This is a genomic window from Streptococcus equinus ATCC 9812 (genome assembly GCF_000187265.1).
GTDB lineage: Bacteria > Bacillota > Bacilli > Lactobacillales > Streptococcaceae > Streptococcus > Streptococcus equinus.
In genome coordinates this window covers 206,093-224,070 of record NZ_GL698429.1, presented here as the reverse complement: position 1 = coordinate 224,070, position 17,978 = coordinate 206,093, and the positions used below count along the sequence as shown (strand labels likewise).

General features: G+C 37.5%; 13 protein-coding genes. 2 read left to right on the top strand and 11 right to left on the bottom strand.

The genetic code is table 11. The annotated features are described in order from the left end of the window. Positions 1 to 67: 67 nt before the first annotated feature. From bsh to miaA, 7 genes are all read right to left on the bottom strand, one after another. A complete protein-coding gene (gene bsh, locus HMPREF0819_RS01015) occupies positions 68 to 1,045 on the bottom strand; it encodes a choloylglycine hydrolase (RefSeq protein ID WP_004231132.1) in 978 nt (325 codons plus the stop codon). 154 nt (positions 1,046 to 1,199) lie between these two features. After that, positions 1,200 to 3,398 carry a single-stranded-DNA-specific exonuclease RecJ gene (gene recJ / locus HMPREF0819_RS01010; RefSeq protein ID WP_004231130.1) on the bottom strand — a complete coding sequence of 733 codons (2,199 nt, stop codon included), beginning with the start codon at positions 3,396 to 3,398 and terminating at the stop codon, positions 1,200 to 1,202. Between the two features lie 35 nt (positions 3,399 to 3,433). Next, the gene (locus HMPREF0819_RS01005) at positions 3,434 to 4,192 is read right to left on the bottom strand and encodes an SDR family NAD(P)-dependent oxidoreductase (protein WP_004231128.1); all 759 of its coding nucleotides are present in this window, start codon (positions 4,190 to 4,192) and stop codon (positions 3,434 to 3,436) included. Further along, positions 4,189 to 5,118 carry a ribonuclease Z gene (gene rnz / locus HMPREF0819_RS01000; protein ID WP_004231127.1) on the bottom strand — a complete coding sequence of 310 codons (930 nt, stop codon included), beginning with the start codon at positions 5,116 to 5,118 and terminating at the stop codon, positions 4,189 to 4,191. The genes HMPREF0819_RS01005 and rnz overlap by 4 nt, the downstream gene beginning before the upstream one ends. 37 nt (positions 5,119 to 5,155) lie before the next feature. Continuing rightward, positions 5,156 to 5,797 (bottom strand): hypothetical protein, encoded by a 642-nt coding sequence (locus HMPREF0819_RS00995; RefSeq protein WP_004231126.1) that lies wholly within the window; start codon positions 5,795 to 5,797, stop codon positions 5,156 to 5,158. Continuing rightward, positions 5,790 to 7,028: a GTPase HflX gene (gene hflX / locus HMPREF0819_RS00990; RefSeq protein ID WP_004231125.1), complete on the bottom strand. Its 1,239-nt coding sequence runs from the start codon at positions 7,026 to 7,028 to the stop codon at positions 5,790 to 5,792. The genes HMPREF0819_RS00995 and hflX overlap by 8 nt, the downstream gene beginning before the upstream one ends. Positions 7,029 to 7,117: 89 nt before the next feature. After that, entirely contained in the window at positions 7,118 to 8,017 is a 900-nt protein-coding gene (gene miaA, locus HMPREF0819_RS00985) for a tRNA (adenosine(37)-N6)-dimethylallyltransferase MiaA (RefSeq protein WP_004231122.1), read from the bottom strand. Between the two features lie 185 nt (positions 8,018 to 8,202). Here miaA and HMPREF0819_RS08580 point away from each other — a divergent pair, with 185 nt between their 5' ends. After that, positions 8,203 to 8,379, top strand: a complete 177-nt coding sequence (locus HMPREF0819_RS08580; RefSeq protein WP_004231119.1) for a DUF3042 family protein — start codon at positions 8,203 to 8,205, stop codon at positions 8,377 to 8,379. 57 nt (positions 8,380 to 8,436) lie between these two features. Here HMPREF0819_RS08580 and HMPREF0819_RS00980 read toward each other — a convergent pair whose 3' ends face one another. Beyond that, entirely contained in the window at positions 8,437 to 9,171 is a 735-nt protein-coding gene (locus HMPREF0819_RS00980; RefSeq protein WP_004231113.1) for a PHP domain-containing protein, read from the bottom strand. Positions 9,172 to 9,204: 33 nt separating this feature from the next. Continuing rightward, positions 9,205 to 9,639 (bottom strand): cytidine deaminase family protein, encoded by a 435-nt coding sequence (locus HMPREF0819_RS00975; RefSeq protein ID WP_044023249.1) that lies wholly within the window; start codon positions 9,637 to 9,639, stop codon positions 9,205 to 9,207. A 185-nt stretch (positions 9,640 to 9,824) separates the two neighbouring features. On the opposite strand from HMPREF0819_RS00975, the gene HMPREF0819_RS00970 reads away from it, so the two are divergent. Continuing rightward, positions 9,825 to 10,970: a cobalamin-independent methionine synthase II family protein gene (locus HMPREF0819_RS00970; RefSeq protein ID WP_004231107.1), complete on the top strand. Its 1,146-nt coding sequence runs from the start codon at positions 9,825 to 9,827 to the stop codon at positions 10,968 to 10,970. Positions 10,971 to 11,049: 79 nt separating this feature from the next. On the opposite strand, the gene addA is transcribed toward HMPREF0819_RS00970, so the two are convergent. Both addA and rexB read right to left on the bottom strand, forming a co-directional pair. Further along, positions 11,050 to 14,676, bottom strand: a complete 3,627-nt coding sequence (gene addA / locus HMPREF0819_RS00965; protein ID WP_004231104.1) for a helicase-exonuclease AddAB subunit AddA — start codon at positions 14,674 to 14,676, stop codon at positions 11,050 to 11,052. Beyond that, positions 14,666 to 17,911, bottom strand: a complete 3,246-nt coding sequence (gene rexB / locus HMPREF0819_RS00960) for an ATP-dependent nuclease subunit B (RefSeq protein ID WP_004231103.1) — start codon at positions 17,909 to 17,911, stop codon at positions 14,666 to 14,668. Before rexB ends, addA begins: the two co-directional genes overlap by 11 nt. Between the last annotated feature and the right edge of the window lie 67 nt (positions 17,912 to 17,978).

Sequence of the window (17,978 nt, the reverse complement as noted above, 5' to 3'; positions counted from 1 at the left end):
TTTTACATTTCATTATAGCATATTTTTTCTAAAAGGGAAGAGATTTTGGCAATTAAATTTTGAGACCTTAGTTCTGATAGTTGACTTGCCATTCTTTTACTAATGGATAAGAAACCAACTTGCTATCATCCAAATTTTCTTTATGCATATCAACCGCTGTTATCTGTGAATTGTCATAAGTTGTGTAGTAGTAAATTCCCTTATCAGTGTTGATGCATGAGCTATAAATAGTGTACTCATATTTGCCACTTTCATCGACATAGCAAAGTCCTTTTTGTTGTTCAACGGATTTTAAAATGTGGAAGAATTGATTAACACTGCTTTCTTCTGTTTCTTCAGCCACAGAATTTAATTTTGTAAAAGTAACTTTTACATAACGTGACATTGATGATAAATCACCAGGCAAGCCAAGTCCACCCATGCCACGGCTATAAGTTTCAAGTTCTAACTCTTTAGCAAAACGATTTTCTGAAACCTTTGGAGATAGATGACGATAGTTATTCAAATTGAATAATTGTTTATCAAAAGTTGGATTATTAGTCAAAACACCTGTTGAGTTATCGTAAACTTTTAACCCTTTAGCAAGTGGTTCTAGCACAATTGATTCATGACCGTCTGCTACCAACCAGTGTAGCGGACTTGGTTGAAAATCTGAGCTGAAAGCTTCGTTTGTTATATTAAGATTTTTACATAGTCCCTTAACTTCTGCAACAGATTCACATTGTGACAATAACCAAGGAATGAATTCAAAGGATGCAACATTAACCTTATCTTCTGCTACTTCTTGATAGTTAGCATTGTCTGGAAAATTCAATCCTGCCATACCCAAACCTTTTTCATTAACGGCTTCATAAAAAAGTGGATAATCATCAACTACGGTCGCCATACCAATCATGGCAAAATGGCTGTTATTTTCTCCTTGGTGTCTAAACGAAAAAGGATAATTTCGAGGACAAATCGTTACCGTTTCATTGTAAGAAAAGTCCAAATCAAGATTTCGACCAAAGTAATTATCTTTAGTTGTATAAGTAATTGCAGTACACATAAGAAACCTCCTTTAAAAAATACCTTAAAAGTCATCTAAAGCCCTATAGTCTCATTATAGTTCCAATTTAAAAAGTTTTCAATTTTTAAGTAAGTGTTCTCTATGGAAAAAAACTAAAAAAGCTACGCTTAGCTAAGCAACGTAACTTTTTAGTCTAGTTCATCAACCAGTCATAAATTTCTTGCGGCGTTCCAAGTGCCATAAGCTCTTGAAATTTCACTTCTTGCTTAAGATTTTGATAAATTTTACTGTCAGAAATGCTGCGCTTCTCAGCATCTTTATTGACGACCATCACTCCATCTGTGACGGTTACAAAATCCAATTCATCAAAAACCTGAATCATTTTGACCAAAAGAATATCAGGAATATTAAGATAATGACTCAATTCTTTCAGCTTGTAACGAACATCAAATTCAGGGAATTGATAAATCGTTTTATAAAGCTTAGCAAATTGATCTCGTGTACCGTATCCTGTTAGGTAATAAGCACGCTTGATGTGGTTTTTGAAATAAATAGCATCAAATTGTTTACCTACAAAAAGTGATTTTAATTCATCAGCACTCTCTGGAACGTCTAGAACAACTACCTCACTTGCAGTTGTATCTTCATCTAGAACAGGCACACGCTCAGGAAGGCTTGCATTTTTAGCACGAATATCAATCAACTGAACACCGTCAACACGCGCATCTTCAAGCATCAATTGTACAGTAGTCTGACCATTCCATTTATTGATTGACAAAGTCACAGCAAGGCAAAGATTTTGTGCTTGTTGGAACTCTTGGACTAGGTGTCCTTGGTTAAAAGCAACCAGATCAACAGCTGTTGAACCTTGCGTAATTTTCAATTTCAAGTGTGCACCATTTTGCCCCATGGTACGCGCTTGCTTAACTTCAAAATCTTTAATCTCAAAAACTGGTTTTGGATTGTCCATACCAAACGGTGCAATTTTTTCAAGGCTCTTAACCGTGTCTAAATCAATTTCAGCTAGTGGCAAAACTTCGTCAATTGTCAGCGTCTTTTTCTGTGACAAATCAATGCCATTATCAGCAATGTAGTCGCACAATACCTGAGATAGTTGTTCAAGATTTTCAACTGGCAAAGTCATTCCAGCAGCACCAGCATGTCCACCAAAAGCCTCAAATAAATCACGATGGTCATCGAGTGCTTGGAAAATATTGATAGCTTCAATACTTCTTGCCGAACCTTTCGCCATGCCATCTTCGATATTTAAAACGATAACAGGCTGAGCAATATGTTCTAAAATACGTCCAGCTACAATCCCTAAAACACCTGGATGCCAACCTTCCTTGGCTAAAACTTGAACTGGCTTATCCAAATCCACCATGTTCATAGCTTCATCATAAATCTTTTGAACGATTTCTTTACGCTCTTCGTTCTTTGCATTAATCATCTGAGCAATGCTTAGTGCTTCTTCATCATCAAATCCCGTTAATAATTCAACAGCAGGATTTGGATCATCAAGACGTCCTAGAGCATTTAACTGCGGAGCGATTTTAAAACCAACAGTCTCTTCATTAACATCCAACATGTCAATATCAGACACTTTCATCAGCTCCATTAAACCAATGCGTTCAGTCTGCTTAAGCATTTCAAGTCCAACTTTAACCATGATTCGATTTTCATCAGTCAAACTGACCATATCTGCAATCGTACCGATAGCAACCAAATCAAGCATTTCTGTCGGAATAGATTCAAGCAAAGCACAAGCTACTTTGAAAGCAACACCGCAACCAGCTAAATACTTAAACGGATAATTTCCTTCTGGATGCTCTGGGTGCACAATCGCAAAGGCTTCTGGAAGCTCAGCTGGCAAACCATGGTGGTCTGTCACGATAACATCAACACCTTGACTTTGTGCGTAGCTAATCGCTTCATGTCCAGCCACACCGTTGTCAACTGTAATAATCAGCGAAACCTGTTGTTGTTCGATGAAATATTTATAAACAGATTCATTTGGACCGTAGCCGTCCACAAAACGATTTGGCAAGTAGACTTGAGCTTCCGCACCTAGCATTTCAAGTGCTTCTTTCATAATACTTGCACTTGTCATACCGTCAGCATCATAGTCTCCGTACACTAAGATTTGTTCATAATTTTCAATTGCTTGACGAATACGGGCAACAGCTTTGTCCATATCATGTAAGAGATATGGGTCATGCAATTTTGATAAATCATTTGACAAAAATTGAGTTATTTTTTCTTCTGTATCAATACCTCGACTGTAAATAATCTTACTAGCCAAGGCAGTTATTTTTTCTTTTTTTGTCAGGTCAAAAAAGCCATCATCTGGCGCTTTTTCAATATTTTTCCAATGGTATTTACTTGTTATCATTCACTTCTCACTTCTTACGTAGAATTGAAAGGAGGTTATTTGTAGTTAAACACTTTTCGTGCTAGAAAATCAGCAATTTTTGGGAAAAGTGTATAGAATTTATGAGCTGCTGCCATTGAAAATGGCATATTCACTTCACGTTTATTCTTACCTAAAATGGCAACCGTACGACGGGCAACATAATCTGGTTGAAGAACAAATTTGTCAACGCTCTTTAAGTACTCGCCAGATGGGTCTGCCTTGTCAAAGAATGTCGTTGCAATTGGTCCAGGGTTAATAGTGGTCACATAGACATTACTATCAGCAAGTTCCAAACGAAGAGCATTTGAAAAGCCAATCACTGCAAATTTTGTTGCAGAATAAACAGATGACTTAACCGACGAAATCAAGCCAGCAATACTTGCGATATTAACAATATGCCCATGTCCTGCTTCTTTCATCTTGTGACCAACTAAACGTGAAAAAGTCATGGTTGCAAATGTATTGATATCAAACATATCACGGATTTGTGCTGTTGTATAAGCATCAAATTCACTAAAATCACCGTAGCCAGCATTGTTAATGAAGACATCAATGTGATCATGATTAGCGTACAATTTTTCAACCATGTCACCAATCGCCTCATCACTTGTCATGTCTAATTCATAACAAGCTGTATTTGGTCGGTTGGCGTAACATGCTTCCAAACGTTTTAGGTTTCGTCCTAAAGCAATAACGAAATCATCTGTCGGTAATTGTTTTACGATTTCTTGAGCAAGACCACCTGTTGCCCCTGTGATTGCGATTATTCTCATAAGCTAACTTCTTCCAAATCTTTAACTAAGTGTGTATTTTCAAAAATGACTTTGGCATCATTTTCGATTTGCTTGCATTCGCGACCCAAGAAACGAGCACTAACATGGTTAAGCAGCAGACATTTTGCTGACGCTTCTTTTGCAATTTGAGCAGCTTGTGTCCCCGTTGAGTGGCCATGCTTACGAGCAATTTTCTCATCACCTTTACCATAAGTTGATTCGTGGACCAAAATATCAGCACCAAGGCCAAGACGAACACTAGCATCAGTCTGACGTGTGTCACCTAAAATAGTAACCACTTTTCCTTTTTTCGGTGCTGAAATATAATCTTTAGCAATGATTTTTGTGCCATCTTCAAGCACAACATCTTGTCCGCTCTTGATTTTTCCAAACAATGGACCAAATGGTACACCAGCCGCTTTCAAAGCTTCCGCATCAAGCGTTCCTTCAAGATCTTTTTGCATCACACGGTAGCCAATACAGAAAATAGTGTGATCGAGCTTTTCAGCATAAACCACAAATTTATCTGTCTCCATGATTTTTCCAAGATTATTTTCGTCAAATTCGTGGAAATGAATACGATATGGCAAACGTGCACCTGACAAGCGCAAGCTATTTAAAACATAAGAACGAATGCCTACTGGACCATAAAGATCAAGGTCAGTCTGTTCTTCATTAGCTTGAAAGGCGCGGCTTGCTAGAAATCCTGGCAATCCAAAAATGTGGTCACCGTGTAAGTGTGTGATAAAAATGCGTTTTATTTTACGTGGACGAATTGTAGTTTCCAAAATTTGGCGTTGTGTGCCCTCGCCGCAATCAAACATCCAGACTTCGTTGATCTCATCAAGTAACTTTAATACTAAACTTGACACATTACGTGACTTTGAGGGCTGACCCGCCCCTGTTCCCAAAAATTGTAATTCCATATATACCAATAAAAACCGAAGTTTTTAGTTATCCTTCCTATTTCGTTACTTTTACATACGCAATGAATTCACGCTGATCAAAGGTATAGTAGACTTGCCCTTGATAATGCGCCAACAAATCTGATAATTCATCACGATTAAAACTTTTTAGCTTAACCATGTTACCTTTTAATTTTGAAACATGGCTGAGCAGACTGCTTTCTGGCGTTAAGTCTTCAAGTTCTTCGTCATCAAAGTCCATTTTTGACATTTTAATCTTATCAGCTTCAACATAGACTTTGTATTGTGGGAAAACCCGAGCCAATTCAAACAAGACATCCGTTGTCACTGCTTCATCCTTTTCAGAGAAAACACGCGCAACTTCTTTGTCATTTTCATAAGTGAAACCATATGATTTTCCAGATAAATTCAAGCGAATAAACGGTTTATGCTCGTCAAAAGATGGTTTGTCATTTAACAAATCAAGTGCTTTTGACAGTTCAAAGTAATAATCCGTTGCTGCTTGTGGAGATTGTTTTTGATACATTTCTGCAAAATAAGCGTTAATAACACTTGGTGGTGGTGTGATAAAACTCAATTTTTGCGCATCAGTTAAATCTTCCAAAGTATTTTTCAAATACACTTTATCAAGTGATGTAAAACCACCATATTTTAAAGCTAAGCTTATATAATCAGTCATAGAATTCTTCTAGTCTCCATTTATTTTTGGGATTAATGTAACCTGTAATCGTTTCGTATTCTTGTGCAAAGTCATAACGGTCAAGAAGCGCAATTTTATTTAAATCATAAAGCTTGTAAGCCTGACTTTGATGCACACGAATGCTAAAAGGTTCAAAAATCTCACGAATTTCATTAATAATTAATCGACGCAAGAGTGAACGAGCATCCTTATCACGCGCTGAAATGCGAACATTTGGAAAAGCTGTCGCTGCAAAATGCTCTGCCACATCCATTTTGTTATAAACTGCTAAGCGAGGAATATCAAGCATATCCAACTCTTTTAACAAATTCATAACCACTTTTTCATGTTCGGCATGATTTGGGTCGCTGGCATCGATGACATGCAAAAGCAAATCAACATTTCGGCTTTCTTCCAATGTTGACTTAAACGCCGCTACCAATTCTGTCGGTAAATTTTGAATAAATCCAACCGTATCTGTGAGAGTCACTTGAAATTGATTTTGCAAATAAATTTGCTTTGTCGTTGCATCCAAAGTCGCAAACAATTCATCAGCTTCGTACTGCTTATCATTTGTCAAAACATTCATAATCGTTGATTTACCAGCATTTGTGTAGCCAATCAAACCAATTTTAAAGACTTGTGACTCATTGCGTTTTTCTCGACCAGTTTCACGATTCTTCTCAACGATTTTCAGTTGACGTTCAATATCTGAAATTTGATTGCGAATCGAACGACGGTTAAGCTCTAACTGACTTTCACCAGGTCCACGACTACCAATTCCACCTGCTTGTCGGCTAAGCATAACACCCTGACCAACAAGACGTGGCAACATGTATTTGAGTTGAGCCAGATGAACTTGCAATTTACCTTCGTGACTACGGGCACGCATGGCAAAAATATCTAGAATCAACTGCATGCGGTCAATAACTTTAACGCCAAGTTCTGCTTCCAAATTAACATTTTGACGCGGTGTTAAGCGGTCATTGACAATCACAGTATCAATCTCATCAGCGTCAACAATCGCTTTGATTTCAGCTAATTTCCCTGAACCAATCAAAGATTTACTATCATATTTCTCACGCTTTTGACGATAAGATGAGACTACCTCAGCACCTGCTGTTTCTGCGAGTGATGCCAATTCTTCCATTGACATTTCAAAGTTTTCTGTGTCAGGCAACTCAACTCCTAGCAAAATCACTCGTTCTTGGTGCTTATTTGTTTCAATCATCTTGTACTCACCCCTTTACTTAATTAATCCGTAAATATCATTATAACAAATTTTTATTTAAAAAGGGTAAAGGAGTTTTTGCTTCTACCTTACATTTTCTTATCATTTAAGAAACGGTCAACATCTTCTGCAACTTTTGTTTTAAAATCTGTTTCAGAAACATTATAAAACTGAACTGCCATTCGATTTCTAAACCAAGTTAACTGGCGTTTGGCAAAGCGTCGTGTGTTTTGTTTTAATTTTTCAACACAGTTTTCAAGAGAATCTTCTCCTGAAAAGTATGGGAAAAGTTCTTTGTAGCCAATAGCTCGTGCTGCTTGGACCTCACGATAATTGTCATAGAGCCATTTTACCTCATCCAAAACCCCATTTTCAACCATGAGATCAACGCGATGATTAATGCGGTCATACAGAACTTGACGATCGTCATTTAGACCAATCAAGTAAGCATCATAATCTGTTTCTTTGTTTTCCAAATCTTTTCCAAATTTAGCTACCTCAAGTGCTCGAATAGCTCGACGTCGATTAATCTGAGGAATTTCAATTTTTTGCTCTGCTATTTTTTCAAAAAGCTCGTCGTCTGATAAAAGGTCAAGCTCTTTTCGATAAGCAAGAACCTTTTCTTGATCTACTTGCCCCCCCAGATGGTAACCTTCTAGTAAGCTTTGAAGATAAAGTCCTGTTCCCCCGACGATAATCGGAAGTTTGCCTCGACTGACAATATCTGAAATGGCTGCGCTAGCTTCCTGAACAAAATCATAAACCGAGTAAGTCTCATCAACATTGCGCACATCAATCAAATGATGCACTGCTTCAGCTTGTTCTTCAGGAGTTGCTTTTGCCGTTCCAATATCTAATTGACGATAGACTTGCTGACTATCACCGCTGATAATTTCTCCGTTGAAATGTTTTGCTAGCTCAATTCCCAGTGCTGTTTTTCCAACAGCAGTCGGCCCAACTACAGCTAGCAGTTTTATTTTTTTTGACATTTATTTTTATCCGTCCTAAGCCTGATTTTTTAGTAAAATAACATTTTCACTTGAACTTTTAGGCAATTTTAGTTATCATTATTATAACACAAGGTGGTAGGACAAGAAAACAAATCCTACTGCTACAAAAGAGTATAAAGAACTCTTTATACTCCCTGTTCTTATCAGTAAGGAGGAGAATTATTATGGCTAAAAAATTCGCATTTGCTAAAGGTCTTGCTACTGGTGTGGTAGCCACTGCAGCTACAGTTGCTGGCGCTATCTTTGCAGTTAAGAAAAAAATTATTGAACCTGAAGAAGAAAAGACTGCTTTCATTCAAGAAAATCGTAAAAAAGCAGCACGTAAACGTATTTCTCACTAATTGCTGAACAAACTAAAAGCTATGAGTCTGTTTCTCATAGCTTTTTTATGTATCTTTTTACAAAATCTCCCACTCTTCAATACCAAATTCATCCAATAATGCTTGAATCTTATCAAATGCTAAACGAAAATGCTCTAATTTGTGTCCATCTGAACCAATGGAATATTTATGGCAACCAAGTTCTTTTACTAGACTTAGTGCATATCGATAAAGCTCTTCTTTGTCATACAAATACATGGATTTACTATTTAACTCAAAAGCTAAATCATGGTCAATCATTTTCTGGAAGATACGCTTTAATTGAGGTTCATAAACTTTTAAATCCTCGACTGTCATATCAAAAATTCGAAAGCCATAATCAAAATGCGCTAAAACATCCGCATCCACGCGCCCAATAGCGTACTCCAACTTATCCAGATATTCTTGAATAATCTCCGCTTTATCCATATCTGCCACTTCATCATCAAGGTAATCATTTGTCCCATTATGGTGAACTGATAACAATTTTAAGTCATAGTCCTTATCTGCTAAATAAGCAATAATATCATCTTCACGTGGCTCATAATAGCCAATTTCAATTCCTTTTTTGATATGATTGCCATATTTTCGATTAAGCTCAGCTATTTCACGCGAATAAGCGTCGTAATCCGGCACATCATCTTGCTTAGTATAAGGATTTGACAAATCATAGTGCTCTGTTGTCACAATATCACCATCATAATGAGTTAAATAATCTTCAAACTGAGCCTCTGAATCATATGAAAAATATGTGTGTAAATGATTATCTCGCATCCTCTACCTCGCTTATCTTTACTTGTGACTAATCTAATCCTCAATACCATCTGCCATGCGCTCTTCTCCCCACCAATTTGGCATCAACTCACCAAGTGTAATGGTTTCACGCTTGTCATAGTCAATCATAAATTCCAAATCTTTATTTTTAGATGACAATTGCATCAAAAATTCACGGCAGGCACCACAAGGCATACCTGAACCACCACCATTTGGCGCTTTATCACGAAAGGCAATGATACGCTTTATAGTCGTTTGACCAGATTGCTGGAACATATTAAATGCTGCAGCTCGTTCCGCACAAAGATGAAATACACCAGACGTAGCTTCAAAACAGTAGCCTGTAAAAATCTGTCCATCTTCTGCTTCAATTGCTGCAACAACATGATTTGAATAAATAAAAGGTGTCACATAATGTGGATTATAGTCATTTTTTGCTGCTTCGTACAGTTTCTCCCAAATATCCATCATAAATCTCCTGTAAAAATTGTCAGTCTTTTCTTATTTTACCAAATTTTCTGTCATTTTCATAGAAAAATATATTTTTTCAGTTATAGTTTATAACTATACATTACCCCATATAAATAACTATTTTTCAAAACTGAAAAGCTCAGCTAAAATAGGAATCACAAAAAATAAACGAGGTATAGAAAATGACTAAATCAAGATTTCAACTAGTTGGTTCACTTTTACGACCAGCAGATTTACGCGAATACAAAATCGCTATCGAACACCGTGATGATATCAAATATCCTTTCTACGATGCATTCGAAGGCTACAAAGAAACAGAAACAGCTGATATCAGAAAAGTTATCGCTGAAGAAAAAGCGGCAGGTATCGATGTCCTAACTGACGGTGAATACTCAAAATCTATGTGGCACCTTGATTTCGTTTGGGGCTTAAAAGGTATTGAACGTTACATCGCTGACCACGGATACACTTTCCAAGACCATGATGGCGGTCATTTTGAAACACGTAAGGATATTGGTATCCGTATCACAGAACCACTTTCTGGCAAAAATCACCACTTCCTAGATATTTACAAACTTCTTAAAGAAGAAGCTGGTGAAACTGACACAAAACTAACAATCTGGGGACCTGCCCACGCTTACACAGAATTCACTGTTTTCAATAAACTAGCTGGTGAAAATCAAGTTTACAAAACTAACGAAGAATTAAAAGCTGGTCTTATCAGTGCCTATAAAGAATTCTTGAAAGAGTACAAAGAAGCTGGTGGTGAAATCATCCAATTCGACGATTGTCTTTGGGAACTTTTTGATGAAACAAATCCAGCCGGTTTCTTTGCTCAAGGAAATAGTGCCCTTGCTAATCTAGCTGATGAATTCATCTCAGTCAACAATGAAGTGGCTGATTATGGTCACGAGCTTGGACTTAAAGTTTGGACACACAATTGCCGTGGAAACTATGAAAGTCGTTCTGCTGCTGGTGGAACTTATGAAGCTATCGCTACAAAATTCTTGAAAGACCAACACTATGACCGTTTCTTCCTAGAGTGGGATAGCGAAGTTTCTGGTGACCTTAAAGCACTTGAAAGCTTGAAAGACTCTAACGCTGAAGTTGTGCTTGGACTTCTTTCAAGTAAAACCACTGAACTTGATGACGAAGAACGTGCACTTAAAATGCTCGAAGAAGCTAGCAAGATTATTCCAAAAGAACGCCTTTTCCTTTCACATCAATGTGGCTTTGCGTCATGTGACTCAGGAAATGAGCTAGCCATTCCACAACAATGGGCCAAAATCAAGCAAGGTCAAGACATCGCTGCTAAATTCTGGAATTAATCAAAAAAACTCACCTTTATTTTTCTATATACAATAACAATACTATACAAAAAGCGACCGATAATCGGTCGCTTTTAAATTACAGTTTAACTACTTCTAAGTTTTCTCCGCCAAGTAAAACAAGGTATTTGTCAACTTGTTCGATACGGTAAGACTTGCTAAGGGCTTCGGCGTAAAGAGCCATTTGTCCCTGATAGCGTTTTTTGATGTCTTCGCTGTTAGTGTATCTGTCTGTTTTATAATCAAACAGAACAATTCGGTCGTCGAACAAAAAATAACCATCGACAATCCCACGTACGACAAATTTTTCGTTACTTTCTGGGTCTTCTTTTAACATGGCAAATGGAGCTTCACGATAAATTTTATCAACATTTTTCTGAATCATTTGTCCGAGTTCTGAACCTTCAAAGAAATCAAGCACATGCTCAAGACGAATACATGATTTGACATCATCTTCAGCTGAAACTTGTGCTAATGCTGATGTGATATCATCTAGTGTCACTTGCTCTGATAGTATAATTCTCTGCATGAGTTCGTGCATCGCAGAACCAATCGCTGTCGCTTCTACTTTTGCTTTCTTTGAAAAATCTGGAAGCTCAAACGTTGGCTTAGCTTGATGTGGTTTTGCCATGACATCAACACCATCAACGTCCATAACTGGCTCATAAAGTTTTTTAACTTGACTTGGTGTTCTCAAACTTGGAAGATTAATCGCAGCTTTAAATTCAGTATTTAGCTTTTCTACAGCCTCTAACCTATCCAAGGCTTCTGCAATATTCTCTGTCTGACGATTATCTTTCAAGTCATCTGGTTTAATAGCAGACGTCATTTCAATTTGACCAATTTTTTCCTCTGTCAAATCATCGTCTGTGACAAATTCAACTTTAAATGGCAAATTTTTGTAAGTATCATAAATAGCAAGAATCCAGTCTTGAAATGTCATGAAGGTTTCACGCTCAGATATTGGAATATGATTATTTTCTGATTTTCCACTGTATTTGTCCACTAATTTTTCTGCACTTGCTTTTCCGACTAAATACAATCTCTTTTCTGCACGAGTCATTGCAACGTAAAGCAGACGCATTTGTTCAGATAACATTGCTAAACGCAGTTCTCGTTTGTTCAGTTGATAAGGCATAGTATCCATGCTGACTTTTACTGCTGGGAAATAATCAGTTTCCAACTCTTCTCGCATATCAGCTAAATACTTGATACCTGCTCCATTTTGGCGTGACAGAATCAAAGGCGAAGTCATGTCTTGAATACTAAATCTCTTATCAAGATTTAAAATGAAAACATACTTAAACTCAAGTCCCTTACTCTTGTGAATGGTCATCAAGTTTACAGCATTTTTAGGTAGTGCCACTTCAACATCTGCCAAATCATTTTCACTCTCAAGAACTTTGTCAATCATACGAATAAAGCGTGACAAGCCTTTAAAGCCGCCTCGTTCAAAATTATTGGCACGAAGGGCAAGCGCATAAAGATTGGCTTGACGTTGCTCTGCACGAGGCAGATTTCCAACGTAATCATAATAGAAACGCTCATTATAAATCTTCCAAATCAAGTCATAAAGCGAGTGCCATTTGGCAAATTCACGCCAGCTTGCAAGACAGTCCATGAAATCTTTCAATTTATTCTGAAGAGCTGCCGTCATCAAATCAGCATGTTCACCTGTGCCACTCAAAGCGTGTTCGAGTTTTTGATAAAGATTAGCCTTGTGTTCATCTTCAAGAGTCTGAAGTGCTAGTCTAGCTAGATCATCTTCATTAAAGGCAAACATTGGTGAGCGCATCAGAGCAACTAGGGCATAATCATTAAGCGGATTATCAAGAGCTCTAAGCGTATCAAGCATCACCATGACCTCAACCGATTTGAGATAATTTTGTTCGCCACCATCCGTTACCAAAGGAATCCCGTAATATTCAAAGGTCTGCAAAATCGCATTATTTCGCGTACGAAGCGAAACTAGAAGAGTAATATCTTCAAAAGGAACATGTTCTTCATTATGCAAACGAATGATTTCTTTTGCGACTAACTTGACTTCGTTTGGATTGATTGACTCTTCTTCAGTACCTTCTGGAGCACCATTTGCCTCATCAGTGTCGTAAATGAGCACTTTTGTTTCATTTTCGGGGTGAGCTTCTTTCTGAGCATCACTTCCTGCAACAAGTTGATGCATGCCATCATACAAAATCTCACCAACAGACTCGTCCATCAAGTGTGTAAAAATGCTATTTGTTGCATCTAGAACTTCTGATTGGCTACGGAAATTTTCTTTGAGCAAAATTAATTTTCCATGCTCAGGATTTTCTTGAAAATCTTTGAATTTTTGATTGAAAATCTGTGGGTCAGCCTGACGGAAACGATAAATCGATTGCTTGATATCTCCCACCATAAAACGATTATGACCATTTGATAGCAATTCCAACATGCGCTCCTGCGTGTGGTTGTTATCTTGGTACTCATCGACCATCACTTCGTGGTACTTATCTTGATAAAACTTACGGATATCTGGATTTTCCTCTAAAATCTCAATCGCAAAGTGAGCAATATCTGAGAATTCAAAAGAGTTTTCTTGAATTTTGGCTTGTAAATATTGCTCAGAAAAATCTTGCACAAAATTCTGCAATAATTCCAACAAAGGAAGACTTTCTGACTGATAATTAAAAATCGTCTCTAGGTGTTTGAGCCCGGTCAAGCGCCCTTGTAGATTTTTAAAGACAGGATATTTCGTTCCTGCAACTGTCACAGCTGGGCTAGATGGTATTAAATCCGCCACATCAGAAGCCAGACGTCCCAACCCATCACGCCCGTAAAGCGTCTCAAAATGCATTGCCCATTCATGCAAATGCTCAATCATATTCAAGTGTTTTTTATAATTAGCTGTAGGTGTCCCCTTAGCTGTAACCTGCTTATAATCCTCTAACTCCGTCACATCCTGCAAATGATTTGCCGTATCATGTAAGCAACTTAGAAAGTCATTGACTTCTTGGTCTGGAATAGCAGAAAAATCCGTATAAGTTTTAGCTCCTTTTAAAAATATCTCAGACATCCATTTTTTTGGATTATCCGTAGCTTGACTGAAGTCATAAATCTTATAAACGATTTCTCTAAACGCTGAGCTATCCTTTCGATTTCCTGAAAAATTACGCACTAATTTACGGAAAATGGCTTGGTTCTCACCAAGCATATAATCAGAAAATAAATCTGCAAATACTTCATTTTTGACAAGGTCTTGCTCGCTCTTATCAGTCATAATACGGAAAGTTGGCGAAATACCAAGCGTGTAGCCATATTGGTTAACCAATTTTTGCGTAAAGGCATCCATTGTCCCAATGTCAGCTGTCTGAAGACCTAACAATTGCTCATTCAAATATGTTTTTGTGTCGTTATCTTTGGTTACTTGTAAAACCTTACTGATTTTTTTCTCAAGACGCTCTTTCAATTCACCTGCTGCTTTAACAGTAAAAGTTGAGATGAAAAGCTGGTCAACAGTGACACCACGTAAAATCTTATCAATAATGCGCTCAACCATGACAAAGGTTTTACCAGAACCAGCTGAGGCTGAGACTAAAATGTTATTGCCAGAACTATAAATCGCTTCAATCTGTTCAGGTGTGCGCTTTTGTTTACTTGATGACTTTGCTTCTTGAGCTTGCAAAAAGGAAATCTCTTCTGATGTCAAAAACGGCTTAAAGTTCATCTTTATCCTCCTCTTCTTTTAGCATTAGACTCAAAAAGCCTTGACGTCTTTCTTTTCTTGGTAGTTTATACCATTTTCTCGCGTATGGCATGTGACGATTGGCTTCAAAGCGTGTGATAGCTTTTAGCTGGTTACCTTGAACAGACTTGCCATCTTCGCTGTATGGATTAATCAGAAAATGTCCTTTTTTGATTTGCTCTGCTGCTTGAATAAATAATTTTTGGTTGTAAGCAAGAAGAATATCGAGCTCTTCTTGAGTGTAAACAGAATCATTCAAATGATAATTTCCATTTGATAGATAACCTTTTTCTTCGTCCAAGAATAGGCCACGATAGCGTAGCTCTTTTGACAAATTCTCCAAAATTTTATCTGTCGTGGCTACCGATGACAAATCAACCTTGGGTTCTTGCATGTGAAGGTACATGGCGCCAAAAATTTTATCTGACTCGCTTCTTCCTTTTTTATCACGCAAAGCTTGCATATATGTCACCAATTGCGGGTTCAAACCATTATAGAATTTCTGAATATCAAAAGTATTGTGGCTGGATTTATAGTCAACCACACCAAGACTGCCATCGCTCAAGCGGTCAACACGGTCAATAATACCTCGAATGCGCACCGCATTTGCAATCATCAATTCAAACGGCTCTTCCTCGTTTTCAACTTGAATCTGAGCATCATTTTTCAAAATGCTTGCCGTGCTTCTTGCAATATCTTCCAAAACGGTCAGAGAATAACGACTTTCTTCGTCTTCTTCATAGACAAATTTAAATTCATCTTCTGAATTAGTCTTTTGAATTGCTTGATTCAACTTAGTATCAAATGGCTGATTAGACTCATCTTTCATGACAAGTTCAAAGACACGGTGAAGATATGTTCCATGGTTTCTAGCATCCGGATGAATCGTTTCAACTTCTTGCAAGCCAAGAACATACTGCAAGAAATACTTGTACTGGTTATTATAGAAAGTTGTCACAGCTGATGATGACAAATTAATTGGCTTATCACTTGGGAAACGAGTCTCAATAACTTCAGAAGCTACTGGCTTAGTCTGCATATTATCTTTAATCAATGGCAGCTCAATACCTTGTGTCTCAAGTTTTTTTCGAAGATATCGAACAGCAACAGACCAAAATGTTTGCTCTTCTTTACTGAGCTCACGTTCTTCTTCAATCGCCAAACGATTAACCTCAATCACCCGAGACAACAGCGCCTTGTAGTTTCCGATGTCTTCAAGATTTGCTGATAAACGATTGCGACCTTTTTTTACAACAGGCACACCAAAGCTAGCTAGCTCAGCAAGATATGATGATTCTTTGTCTTCTGATTCGTTAACAATTTGTGGCAAACTAAGAACCAATTGTTCTGTTGCAGCATTGAAAAGCGAAAGGGCTGCAAAGTGATTTTTCTTGATATTCTCACGACTAATGACATCAAAACGTTGGTTTTCATCTGTGTTTTCGTTGACCTTGGCACGTTCTTCATCTGAGATTAAACTGCGGTTTTGGGCAATTTTAGGAAAATGCGACTGCGTCATACCGAGTGCAAAAACAAATTTATTCGTATGTGGTTCGACAAGGTCATACGATTTTACCGAAACAACGTCTACAGTCGCAGGCACAACACGGTACTGAGCAGCAAGCATACCACTTCTGACCAGCGATAAACATTCATCCAAAGATAATTTTTCTTTACCGAAAATCGTTTGGAACTGGTTTAAAATTCCTGTAAATGTTCGCCAAACTTGCTCATGTTTTTCTTGCTCAATCTCTGGGAAAGTGGCAACCATGCCTTCAAGATTGTCTGGAAGACTAATAGCACGCAAGAAAGTCATTAATTTTTCAAGCAAACTTGAACCAAGCTGCTTTTGTGCTTTAAAGAGCATAAGCAAAGGCACCATGATTTGCTCGCGCATTTGATTCATAAAAGCTAAGTGCTCTTTTCCTTTATAGTTAACCGTAAATTCCTTTGCAAACTTACTTTGTCCTTTAATATCAGCATAAATCAAATATTGCTCGAAAAGGTCTAAATCATCTTGCTTGAATTGTCCATAAAGCCCCGTCTTCAAGAGATTGATAACATCTTCTGTTCGAAAACGATAGCGTTTCACGCGCTCCAAAGAATCAATAAAATGCACCAACGGGTGATCACTCATCGACTCTGATTTCCCAAAATAATATGGAATTTCATACTTGTCAAAAATCTTTCCGATTTGAAGACGATAGCTGTCCACATCACCTAAAAGAACCAAGATATCTTTATAACGGTAACCCTCATAAAGTTTATGACGAATCGCCTTAGCCACATGCTCAACTTCTTCTTTTTGGTTGATAACATCCCAGATAGCGTAGTGTTTCTTATCATCATCTGTCAAGGTTAACTCTGCTGTTGTAAAATCATGCTTAGCTTCAAATAATTTTGACAACTTAGCAAAAGCTTCGTGTGACGCTTGAGAACTTTCAACATAATATGGCTGTGCTTGAAATTTCATCGCTAAAGAGCGCAAGAAATCCAAACTAGCTTGATAAACATTTCCCGCTGTAAAGGTTGCCTTATAAGCCTTTTGGCTGCTGTACGTCCCGATAATAACTTGCGCACATTTTTGCTCAAGTAAGCTAACCAAGTGCTCTTCTTCTGCTGAAAAACGCGTAAAACCATCAATGACAAGTGCTACATTTTCAAGAGCCTTGTCCAAGTGCCCTGATTCAACTTGCTTAGCAAAAAAAGCAATTTTTGACTGAGTATCATACTGATTGGCTAACAAAATATCATTGACAGCCAAGAAAATTTTCACCAAATCTTCTTGCTTTTCCTCAGATTGAAGTCCATTCAAATCAAGCACAGTCATATTAGCCGACTTCAACTCTTTATACAAATCAACCAATTGTTTGATAAAATTGGTATCCTGTTTTAAACGTCCAAAGACTTTCAAATCTGTATCAGAAAAATGTGAAAGCGCACGGTAAAAAATCATGGCTAGACCATTATCGTCAATTGTTTCTGCTGTCTGAGGCTCATTTAAGACAAAATAGCGCGCCATCTGAGCAAAACGCGTAATAGTAATTGCAAAAGAAGCCTGCTCAGGCAAAAGCTCTAAAACCGCTCTTTCCTTTTCAAAAGACAAAGAGTTTGGAGCAATATAAAAAACTCGCTTATTACCTTTCGCTTGTTCAATTGCTTCTTTCGTTAAAACCTCAGTCATATCAAACTGAATATCTGTATATAATAATTTCATAATAATCCTTCGTCATGCATAGATAGTTTTATTATATCAAATTCTAAGAGCCTTTGGATTTCTGACA